The organism is Massilibacteroides sp. (assembly GCF_028705895.1).
In the GTDB taxonomy this organism is placed as follows: domain Bacteria; phylum Bacteroidota; class Bacteroidia; order Bacteroidales; family Tannerellaceae; genus Massilibacteroides.
Genome location: NZ_JAQWCQ010000025.1, coordinates 16,190 through 28,142, shown reverse-complemented (window position 1 = coordinate 28,142; position 11,953 = coordinate 16,190). Strand labels below are relative to the sequence as shown.

At 37.9% G+C, this 11,953-nt stretch carries 10 protein-coding genes; all 10 read left to right on the top strand.

Annotated features, from left to right (window positions below):
• Positions 1–4 precede the first annotated feature (4 nt).
• The gene (locus PHT93_RS08070) at positions 5–1,459 is read left to right on the top strand and encodes a RagB/SusD family nutrient uptake outer membrane protein (RefSeq protein ID WP_300241593.1); all 1,455 of its coding nucleotides are present in this window, start codon (positions 5–7) and stop codon (positions 1,457–1,459) included.
• 165 nt (positions 1,460–1,624) lie between these two features.
• A complete protein-coding gene (locus PHT93_RS08065) occupies positions 1,625–2,869 on the top strand; it encodes an MFS transporter (protein ID WP_300241591.1) in 1,245 nt (414 codons plus the stop codon).
• A 13-nt stretch (positions 2,870–2,882) separates the two neighbouring features.
• Complete coding sequence (locus tag PHT93_RS08060; protein ID WP_300241589.1) at positions 2,883–4,286, top strand: endo-1,4-beta-xylanase; 1,404 nt, start codon at positions 2,883–2,885, stop codon at positions 4,284–4,286.
• Positions 4,287–4,290: 4 nt separating this feature from the next.
• The gene (locus PHT93_RS08055) at positions 4,291–5,841 is read left to right on the top strand and encodes an endo-1,4-beta-xylanase (RefSeq protein ID WP_300241587.1); all 1,551 of its coding nucleotides are present in this window, start codon (positions 4,291–4,293) and stop codon (positions 5,839–5,841) included.
• A gap of 7 nt (positions 5,842–5,848) precedes the next feature.
• Complete coding sequence (locus tag PHT93_RS08050) at positions 5,849–7,210, top strand: endo-1,4-beta-xylanase (protein ID WP_300241585.1); 1,362 nt, start codon at positions 5,849–5,851, stop codon at positions 7,208–7,210.
• 29 nt (positions 7,211–7,239) lie between these two features.
• Complete coding sequence (locus tag PHT93_RS08045; protein ID WP_300241583.1) at positions 7,240–8,430, top strand: enolase C-terminal domain-like protein; 1,191 nt, start codon at positions 7,240–7,242, stop codon at positions 8,428–8,430.
• 57 nt (positions 8,431–8,487) lie between these two features.
• Positions 8,488–9,246, top strand: a complete 759-nt coding sequence (locus PHT93_RS08040) for an IclR family transcriptional regulator C-terminal domain-containing protein (protein WP_300241581.1) — start codon at positions 8,488–8,490, stop codon at positions 9,244–9,246.
• Between the two features lie 12 nt (positions 9,247–9,258).
• The gene (locus tag PHT93_RS08035) at positions 9,259–10,032 is read left to right on the top strand and encodes an SDR family NAD(P)-dependent oxidoreductase (protein WP_300241579.1); all 774 of its coding nucleotides are present in this window, start codon (positions 9,259–9,261) and stop codon (positions 10,030–10,032) included.
• 16 nt (positions 10,033–10,048) lie between these two features.
• Positions 10,049–10,792 (top strand): RraA family protein, encoded by a 744-nt coding sequence (locus tag PHT93_RS08030; protein WP_300241576.1) that lies wholly within the window; start codon positions 10,049–10,051, stop codon positions 10,790–10,792.
• A 96-nt stretch (positions 10,793–10,888) separates the two neighbouring features.
• On the top strand, positions 10,889–11,947 hold the full coding sequence (locus PHT93_RS08025) for a lactonase family protein (protein WP_300241574.1): 1,059 nt from the start codon (positions 10,889–10,891) through the stop codon (positions 11,945–11,947).
• Positions 11,948–11,953: the final 6 nt, after the last annotated feature.

Genomic DNA, 11,953 nt, shown 5'->3' with positions numbered 1-11,953 from the left:
GAAAATGAAAAAAATTATCATTATATTATTAGTTATTCCTGTTCTGAGTTCATGTCAGGATTGGTTAGATGAAGAGCCTAAAGCTGTTGCAACAGAGACCTTTTATAATACAGAACAAGAAGCTGATGCAGCCGTGTTAGCGCCTTTGGCAAAATTAAGAAATGGATATGCAATGTCATATCCTGGATTAATGGAATGTTTTACTGATTACAGCTATGGACGAGGAAGTTGGACATCGAACAGCGACTATAAAGGATTAGACACACAGAATATGACACGTGCAAACGGTATATGGGCGAGTATGTATAATGCAATTAGGGATTGTAATATTGCAATAGAAAAGTTACCGAACGCAACAGCAATGACAGATGAGCAGAAAACACGTTATATAGCAGAATTAAAATTTATCAGAGCTTTGAGCTATTTCGAATTAGTCCGCCTTTGGAAATCCGTACCATTAAGAACTCCTGAGAATATGGCTGAATGGAATTTAGGAAAGACCTCAAGCGAAGATATCTACAATTTCATTATAGAAGATCTGAAATTTGCTATTGACAATTGTCCGGAAAATTCTCGTTTAGTAGGTACTCCTAATCAAAATACAGCAAAAAGTTTACTCGCAAAAGTCTATATGTTTCAAAACAAGCATAATGAGGCTTTACCTCTATTAGAAAGTGTTATTACCAGCAATAAATATACTCTGCTTACAATTGAGAAATCCCGAGATTTCGAAAAAATTTTCGGGCCTACAGTTGTTAGCACACCAGAGGAAATCTTCTACTTGAAAAATGTTCGTCCCGATAGTAAAGGATGGGAGTTTGTTATGTTTTGTGCACACCCAGGAGCAAAAATAGACGGAAAACAAATGCATGGAGCTGGAGGTTGGTATGGACTATACACAACGACTGAGAATGCAATGATTTCAGAATGGGATGTCAAAGATCTAAGAAAAGAATACAATATTTTTCCTCTGGATTTCGGCATGGGAGACAATACCTTCTTAATGGCCAAATACTATGACCCCGAAGCTCCAAACGCTCATGGAGCCGGGAATTCCAACCCATTAATCAGATATACAGACATTCTTCTTTATTATGCAGAGGCTGCAACAATTGTAAACGGAAAACCGACAACCGATGCCATGGAGAAATTAAATATGATTCATAGAAGAGCCTACGGATATTCACCCACAAGTCCATCTGAGATTGATTATAAGTTAAGCGATTATAGCACAAAAGAACAATTTATGGAATTAGTGATGCGTGAACAGGCTTATGAGGCAATGAATGAAGGAAAACGGTGGTTAGAATTAGTTCGTTGGGGTATTGCTAAAGAAGTGATAAAAAAAATAAAAGGGTTAGACATAGCGGATAAACATTTTCTTTTTCCTATTCCAACTACAGAATTTGACTACAACGAAGGTCTTGATCCAACAACAGATCAGAATCCAGGCTACTAAATTATAACTAAGGCTGACGGTTGATAATCATCAACCGCCGGTCTTTTCTAATACGATTAAGAAAGTATGAAACGAAGCGTCATTTTTATGAAAGCACACAAGAAACATGGTATTAAAAATCAGGCGAGTTCCATACGACCTTAATGAAAAAACAATTAATAACGTATGAAAAATTTGAAGTTGGAATATAAATGGCGATTAGTCCTTATCCTATGGGTTGCTTATTTTTTAAACCAAGGTGATCGTCAGATTTTTAATGTTGTTATTCCTTTGATTAAAGAGGATTTACAAATTTCTGATGTTCAGATCGGTTTAGTTGCCACTCTTTTTACATTATTCTATGGGATAATGGTTCCTGTAGCCGGATTTGCTGGAGATTTATTCCGACGTAAATGGATTATATTTTTCAGTTTACTTATATTCAGTATTGGAACAATGTTTACCGGATTTGCAAACGGAATCATTTTATTAGTTTTATTTCGAAGTATAGCCACAGGTGGTGGAGAGGCCTTTTATTATCCCGCAGCAACTTCCCTTTTAGGACAGTTCCACCATAAGACACGGGCTATGGCTATGTCTATACACCAAACATCACTTTATGCCGGTATTGTGGCCAGTGGTTTTATTGCCGGGTATATTGGAGAAAACTATGGTTGGCGAATGGCGTTCTTGTCGTTTGGGATTATCGGTGTTATCTGGGCGTTTGTTGTTCTTTGGGGTATTAGAGATACACCTATGCCAAAAGAAGAGATGAATGAACATGAAGAGAAGCCAAGCTTTATGGAAATTATTAAAGCTATCTTTTCCAGAAAAACAGTTTATTTCTTAAGTCTAGCCTTCGGATGTATGTGTTTTGTTAATGTTGGTTACTTAACATGGATGCCCACTTTTTTGCACGAAAAGTTCAACATGTCTCTTTCAGCAGCCGGCTTGCATTCTACGTTATATCATTTCTTATTCGCCTTTTTCGGAGTAATGATTGGTGCGCGTATTTCCGACAAGCTGGCACTAAAACGTAAACAAATACGTATGGAGATAGAAATACTCGGTTTATTATTAGGTGCTCCTTTTATTTATTGGATAGGCTTTGCAAATGATAAATTATGGTGTTATGTTGCAATGGGTTTATTCGGCATATTCAGAGGGATTTACGACTCCAACTTATTTGCCGCGTTATTTGATGTAATAGAGCCGCGATATCGAGCGTCTTCCATGGGTATCATGCTTGCCTTCGCATTTATTATCGGAGCATTAGCTCCTGTAATACTAGGACAGATTAAAACTATTGCAGGATTGGAATCCGGCTTCATTTTATTAGCAGGAGCTTATTTTTTGGGAGCAATACTCGTATTCCTTGGATTAAAACTGTTCTTCAAAGAGAACTATTATGATGAGGATAATTATAATTAAATATATTAATATCATGAAAACTTTAGTACTCATCTTCTTCTGTGTTCTTTTCAGTGCAAGAACTGAAGCACAACAACCTTTTCCTAAAAGTGCAAATGAAGATAAAGAGAAAATCATGGGGGATAGCTATTGGCAATTGTGGAACCCACAATTACAATTAGAAATAGACAAAAATATAGAAAAGTATAGAAAAGCCAATGGTGAAATATCGCTAACGGATTTGAATCCTGGGACAGATGTTAAGATTGAACAGATATCACATCATTTTCTGTTTGGAGCACATATTTTTAATTTCGATCAATTAGGCGCAGACGATTTAAACAAAAAATATAAGGATTTATATGGGACGTTGTTTAATTCTGCAACAATCGCTTTTTATTGGAAAACATTTGAACCTGAACCGGGTAAGCCTCGCTATAAGACAGAGAATATCGATGAAGCATCTTATTGGAACAAACTCTCTGAACCATGGAAAGAATTTCACTGGAGACGCCCTTCACCAGAGAAGGTTATCGAGTTTTGTGAAGAAAAAGGAATCCAAATGCATGCACATCCTCTGATCTGGGGTAATACAAGATGGAATCATCCTGAATGGATTTCCAAAGAGCCTAACAATGTTAATCAAATGGAACGTTTATTTGAGAAAAGAATCAACGAAATAACAACCTATTATAAAGACAGACTTCCAAGTTGGGATATAGTAAATGAAAGCGTAGACCCTACTCCAGGCAAACCTCGTTATGGAGTAATTCCAGAAGATTACACTTATAAATCTTTCAAATGGGCAGAAAAAGGATTCCCGTCTTCCGTCATGTTCAATATAAATGACTCGTGGAGAACCGTCTATCCGCCATTTATTAAAGGGCTGATTGACAGAGGAGCCAAAATAGATGTAATCGGGCTCCAGATGCATATTTTCTCAAACGCAGAATGCGGACGTATAGCTAAAGGAGAAGATGTTATTGCAAACGGAACATCATGGCAACCTAAGAATGTAATCGGATATTTGGAAGAACTGGATAAATTAGAGCGTCCTATTCATTTAAGCGAAATTACTATTCCCGCACCAGGAAAAGATGATAAATCAGAAAAAATACAAGCGATAATGGCTCAAAATATGTATCGACTTTGGTTTTCGTGGCCAAGCATTTTTCGAATCACTTGGTGGAACGTAGTAGATGATTGTGGAGCTGCAGGTGAACCTACAACTTCGGGTTTATTCAATAGACAGATGCAACCTAAACAAGCTTTTCACGCACTAAATAATCTTATTAATAATGAGTGGAAAACAAACATCACCATTAAAAGTGACAAAACAGGTAAGATAAAATTTCGTGGTTTCAAAGGTAGTTATCGTATTACATGGAAAGACAAAAATGGGAAAACACAAACTACTGATTACTATTTAAACAATTAATATCATGAGAAATACATTAATTACATTATTGGCATTATCGCTCTCAGTGTCATTGCACGCGCAATACTCTTTCCCGAAAAGCATGAAAGAAGATAAAGATAAAATAATGAGTGAGGCATATTGGAAAATATGGAATCCGAAAGTACAGGCTAAGATCGATAATGATATCGAGAAAAACAGAAAAGCGGATGGAGCGATCATATTAACTGATTTTGCTCCTGACACAGAAGTTAAAATAGAACAGGTTTCTCACAATTTTATTTTTGGTGCGCATATCTTTAACTTTAACCAATTAGGCAAGACGGAGTATAATGAAAAATATAAATCTTTATATGGCTCTTTGTTTAATTCCGCAACAATCGCTTTCTATTGGAAAGTATTCGAGATGCAGCCTAACCGTCCGCGCTTTGTGGAAGAGTACTGGGATACGGAAGAGTACTGGAACAATGTAGCTGAACCTAAAAAAGAACCACATTGGCGCCGTCCGGCAACAGATCCGGTCGTGGAGTTTTGTGAAAGTAAAGGAATCCGTATGCATGGACATCCTCTGATTTGGGGAAATAGGAAATGGCACAATCCAAACTGGTTAATTCAAAATCTAATGACAGAAGAAGAGAAAGCTAAAATGGATAAGCTGATTCTCGAATACGGAAATGTAGAAAACTATTTGGACAGTGAGAAATATACGGAAGAATACAAACAGATGACAGCCGCTCAATTAGAACAGACGTTTCCCAATTTCACAAAAACATTAAAAGAGCGCTTCGAAAAGCGTATAGTCGATATCGCGAATTATTATGGGGGACGCATCCATAGCTGGGATGTCGTTAATGAGAGTGCCACAGATCATCAAAGGGGGTTAATGGTTCCTGGTAGCGGCATTTGCAAAAGTCATTATGGTGTTATGCCGGGCGATTATACTTATGAAGCTTTTAAAGTAGCAACAAAAGTTTTTCCGGAAAATGTCCTTCTAAACATCAATGATTATAACCTAAGCCAGAGTTATACGGATCAAACAAAAGATCTACTTGCTAGAAATTGCAAGATAGATATTATGGGGTCTCAGATGCATTTATTCAATCCACAGCAATGTCTTGATATTGCTGCGGGAAAAGATATTCAAACTCCTGATCATATCTGGGGATGGGATAAACGCCTAAGCGAAGCTAAACTGCCGATCCATTTGAGTGAGATTACAATTACAGCGCCGGGAAATGATGCGAAAGGGAAACAAATTCAAGCAATCATCACACAGAATCTATATCGCTTATGGTTCAGTCTGGAATTGATGATGGGAATTACCTGGTGGAATGTTGTAGATGATTGCGGCGCACCGGGAGAACCGTCCATCTCCGGTATATTTACACGCGACATGGTTGCCAAGCCTGCATATTATGCGCTGAATAATCTAATAAATAATGAATGGAAAACAAATTTAAAAGCGAAACCGGATAAGAATGGTGAAGTCAAATTCAGAGGCTTTAAAGGTAATTATCGTATTACATGGACAGATAAAGCAGGAAACACACAGACTAAAGAGTATTATTTAAAATAGTGGTATAATGAACAGAAAACACACATCATTATTCTTTTTGTTTTTATTCTTAGGACATCCAATTTTGATATCCGCACAGGAAATAGTAGAAACAAAAAACGAAGCAAGGTCTATTATGAGTGATCGCTATTGGAATTTATGGAATCCTCAGATTCAGGCTAAAATAGATTCTGGTATTAACCAATATAGAAAAGCTAATGCAACAATTGTTTTCAAAACGATTCCTGTCGGGACAAAAGTTGAAATACAACAAATCGGTCATTCCTTCTTATTTGGTGGTAATATTTTTCTTTTCGGAGATTTAAAAACTCTAGAAAAAAACAAAAAATACGAGGATACTTTTGGCACATTATTCAATGCCGCAACTATCCCTTTTTACTGGAAAACGCTTGAGCCTGAAGAATCGAAGCCTCGATATGAGAAGGATAGTCCTTATGAATACCGAAGGCCTGCTACAGATCCTGTTGTGGAATTTTGTGAATCAAAAGGGATCAACATGAATGGTCATGCTATCATTTATGGGATGAGACGATGGGGACATCCAACCTGGCTACCAGATAATCCGAAAAAGATGGAAGGTTATTTTGAGGAGCATGTGAAAGAACTCGCGAATCGTTATGGAGATAGGATTCAACGCTGGGATGTAGTTAATGAATCCATTGACCAAGCAAATAGAGGAGTAATGCCGGATGATTATGCGTATAAAACATTTTCCTGGGCAATGAAATATTTTCCGAACTCAGTTAAGTTCAATATTAATGATTGCGATATCCATTGGGGACCATCACGACGTTATGTAGAGATTATTCGAGATCTTATTGATCGTGGAATACGCATTGATTATTCAGGGGTTCAAATGCATATTTTCAATCCGAAAGAATCAAAAGAAATTGCAGAGGGAAAAGACATACTAAGTCCTGAAAAGAACTATGCTGTATTGGATTGTTTATCAAATGCAGAACGTCCTATTCATATCAGTGAAGTAACGGTTAGTGCACCCGATGATACACAGATCGGAAAATTAATTCAGGCTGAAATTGTCAAAAATCTTTATAGACTTTGGTTTAGTTATCCTACAGTAATGGGAATCACCTGGTGGAATGTGGTAGATGGAGGGGCAGCTCCAGGTGAGCCGTCTATTTCAGGTTTATTCACTACTGAAATGAAAGAAAAGCCTGTTTATCACGTACTTGACAAATTGATCAATCAAGAATGGAGAACAAACATTCAAGTAAGAGTGGACAAACAAAAAAAAATTAACTATAGAGGATTCAAAGGTAAGTATCTTGTCTCTTGGAAAGACAATAAAGGTAAGACACATACAAAAGAATTTTCTTTGGAAAAAGAGGGAGACAGTTTCGAGTTATAGAATTGTACGATACATAAAATAAAACTAAAATGAAAATTGTTGACATGAAAGTCCGCACCGTTGCAATTCCAATGAATTGTATGTTACGGCATAACACGGGAGTACATCCGGGTTATTTGATGAGAACGATTCTGGAGCTTATTACAGACGAAGGTATTGTTGGATTAGGCGAAGTCGGCGGAGGAGATCAGCGTGGCGCTTTGTTGAAGTTGAAACCGCGGATTATCGGGATGAATCCGTTTGATATGGAAGCCATTAAGTTGAAAGTGTTGAGGAGTATTTATTATTTGTCGAACTCACGACTTTACGGAGCAATAGAGATCGCATGTCTGGATATACAAGGTAAAGCGTGTAATGTTCCGATGCATCAGTTATTAGGCGGGAAACTACGAGATTCTATTCCGATGATCGCATATCTGTTCTGGAGATATGATCGCCCGGGTGGAGGACATGATAAATACGCTGAAGACATGGCAGACCTTTGTGTGGAACTAAACGAAACTTTAGGAGTTCAAGCAATGAAACTAAAAGCAGGCGTTATGGATCCGATGGAAGAAGTACGTGTATTGCAATTATGCCGTGAACGACTTGGTGATGATTTCGGATTACGCATTGATCCGAACGGTGTATGGAGTGTTGCTACCGCTGTAAAGGCCGGACGGAGAATGGAGGAACTCGAACTACAATATTTCGAAGACCCGTCGTGGGGCATTGAAGGAATGAGAGCTGTGCGTCAACAAATCGGAATTCCTTTAGCCACAAATATGTATCCGAACAAATTTGATGACCTTGGCCCATCGATCCGTCAGGATGCGATCGATATTATCCTGACCGACCTACATTATTGGGAAGGACCGAAAGGCGTGAAAGATCTGGTAGCTGTTTGCCGTACGTTCAATCTTGGAGTAGCGATGCACTCAGGCGCAGAGTTTGGTATCGAACTGGCTGCTATGTTACACACAGCTTCTACTATCCCTGCCATGACCATGCCTGGAGACGCACACTACCATTATTTGGAAGATGATATTATTGTGGAGGGAAAACTTAAATATGAAAACGGAGCGATCAAAGTACCTGAAGGTTCCGGATTAGGCGTAGAGCTTGATGAAGAAAAAATGGAAAAATACGAACGTTACTTCGAAGAAAAAGGAGATTATTACGCCCGATTTCATCAAGACCCGTACAATAAAGACTGGTATCCGATAGTTGGAGGGATTTAGTCCTTTCGGAGTTCATCTAACAGTAAGCTATAGTATTTTCGTTAAATCAAAACAGTTATGATACAAGTAATTCACAGAGCTTTGGATATTCTGGAGTTTTGTTCAAAACATCCTGATCAGGTATATTCTTTGACAGAAATAGCTGATTCAATGAAATTAAATCATGCAACCTGCGCAAACATTCTAAAAACACTGGTCAGCAGAAATTATATCGAACAAATGGGGTATAAAAAAGGGTATCGTCTCGGAAGTATGGCTTATTATTTAACAGGTAATTTTTCTTCTCGAACGAGCCTAACAAAAATAGCAAAGCCTATTATTAAAGAGCTTTGTGAATTACTTAATGAGACTGTTATAATAGCTATCTATAACAAACATAATCATAAACGTATTGTTTTGCATACGGAATACACCGATCATGAACTACAGGTTAGATCGAACAAAGAAAAAGATGGTTATGATGCCTCAACCGGACGACTTATTCTAGCTTATTTGGAAAGAGAGGAACAGGAGGCTGTTATAAAAAAATTCGGACTTCCTAATTCGACAATTTGGAGAGAAGCTTCAACAAAAGAGAGTTTTTTTAAAGAATTAAACAAAATTAAAGCACAAGGAATAGCATATCAAACCACACCTTCACATGTAGTTGGTATTGCTGTTCCTGTTTTTTACGACAATAAAATCATTGCGAGTCTGGGAATCTATCTTCCGGATTTTAGATTTGTGGGAGACTTAAAAAATTTGATTGTTGATAAACTGATTGATTCAGCAGTTCAATTAACAGAACAGTTAAATGCAGCCAAAGTGCACCATTAAAATAAAAAAGACATGACTATTCATAATTTATTCGACTTATCCTCTAAGACCGCTTTAGTAACAGGAGGAGGACAAGGAATTGGAAAGGCTATTGCCTTAGCTTTGGCCGAATATGGAGCTAACATCATCATCAATTATCGAAGTAACACGGCATTAGCAGAGGAAACGGCCGTCCAGATCCGTTCATTGGGGGTAAAATGTTGGCTTTGGCCTCTTGATCTGGCAGAGGATAATATCACAGAGAAATTAAACACGTTTATTATTACACATGATTGTCCCGTTGATATTCTGGTGGCCAACGCATCAGTGCAGATTCGCAAACAGTGGGATCAGATAACAGATGAAGAGTTTGCTACACAAGTAAACGTAAACCTACGTTCTACACTTAATCTGATTCAGACCGTGGTTCCCTATATGAAAGAAAAACAATGGGGGAAAATATTAAATATCGGTTCCGTACAACAAACACGTCCACATAAGGATATGTGTATTTATGCGGCATCAAAAGCAGGACTTGTCAATCTGGTTAAAAACCTGTCTGTCCAGTTGGCACCCTTTGGAATCAACGTAAACAATCTGGCTCCTGGTGTGATAACAACAGCACGTAACGAAGAAGTTCTTGCAAATCCCGACTACAATAAGGCAACTATGCAAAAGATTCCATTAGGCTTTGCTGGCAAACCCACTGACTGTGCAGGATTAGCCTTGTTGCTATGTTCAGATGCTGGAAAATATATTACGGGAGGTGATTTTTTTGTGGACGGAGGAATGAGTTTGTTTAACTAATTAAAATCAAAATAAAATGAGTGTAGAGCAATACAAAAAAGAGATTGGAATGATGAATCTGGAAAAACTGATTGAGACCAGAGAGTATATTTCCAAAACAAAATTTCCTATTGATGAAAAAGAACTATTACAACGATTCGAACAATTATATACAGGAGCAGTAAACGATGTATTAAGAGAGTTTTGCTATTTAAATCAAGCTTTACCTCGTCACATTTTACCTTTAAGAGAATATAAAACAATAGCTGGTTTTGCTTTTACTGTAAAGAGTAGTCCAAATGTCTTAATCTCCGGGGAAATGGATTTCCGTTCACAAATGCTTGATGAATTAGGAGAAGATGCTTTTGTTATTTGGGATACCACCAAAGATGAGAAAGCAACTCTTTGGGGTGGTGTAATGACCGCCACAGCAAAAGGGAAAAAGGTAAAAGCAGCTTGTATTGATGGTGGCATACGTGACACGCACCAAATATTATCGGCCGACTTCCCTGTATTTTACAAATACCGTATTTCCAACGGCAGTCTTGGCAGATGTTTGATTACCCATTATCAAATTCCTATTTTAATTGGAGATGCGTTGATACGTCCGGGTGATATCATTATGGGAGACATTGATGGCGTATTAGTTGTACCACGGGATATTGCTTATGATGTTCTTCTACGTGCAGAAGAAATCAGAGAAAATGAGAAGAAAATATTCAGTTGGGTCCACGAAGGACAGACCATTCAGGAGATCAAAGAAAAAGGAGGATATTTTTAAAAGCTAATGTATTATTAAATTTTATCCATTAATAAACATATCTTATAACTGCTTTATGCTTATTTTCACCGAGAAAAAATTTAAAGCGGTTATAAGATGAAAGAAGCAATTATGATTTATCTATTGATAGGAACGTATAGTCCGGAGAATGCGGACGGAATTTTTGTTTATGATTTGAATACGGAGAGCGGGAAGACGGAATATGTCAGCAGTGTCTCCGGCCTGGCTAATCCTTCTTATCTGGCGGTCTCTGAAGATGAGCAGTTTGTTTATGCGGCGAGTGAAAGTGGTGAAGACGGATCGGCAGCGGGGGCTTTTTCTTTTGATAAGGAAACAGGGAGACTTACAAGTATCAACAAAGAAGCTACTAAGGGGGCAGGGCCATGTTATGTTCTGACAGACTCAGAGAAAGGGTTCGTTATGACAGCAAATTATCGCGGAGGGAATATCAGCGTATTTCCTATAACTGAGGATGGTTCTCTTAAGGCGGCTTCTCAGGTTTTCGACTTCTTCCCTGAATCGCACATGCACATGGGTATTATTTCGCCGGACAAGCGTTATCTTTTTGCTACTGATTTAGGTAAAGATCGTATATATAAGTTTATTATTAATGATACATCCGGCAATGATGGTCGGTTCTTGAGAAAAGGGAGTCCTGAATTTTTCTCCGTTCATAAAGGAGCCGGACCTCGACACATGGTATTTCATCCTAACGGAAAGTATTTTTATTGTATCAACGAATTAGATGGAACTGTTTCATGTTTTAACTATAACGACGGAGTATTAAGTGAATTTCAAAATATCGCATCCGATACTGTTGAACACGAAAGAACTAAAGGTAGCGCGGATATCCATATTTCTCCAAACGGGAAGTTTCTTTACTCGTCTAATCGGCTAAAAAACGATGGGATTGCCATTTTTCGGATAAATGAAATGAACGGCAAACTAACATCCGTAGGTTATCAGTCAACAGGTGTCCATCCCCGCAGCTTCATTATAACGCCTAATGGTAAGTTTCTGTTGGTCGCCAATCAGCACAGCAATCTGATTCAGGTATTCAGTATTGACCCGACAACAGGATTGCTAACTGATACTAAACAAGATATTACAATAATAGAGAAACCTGTTTGTCTGAAGTTTGTTCAGAAAGAATAACTCTTA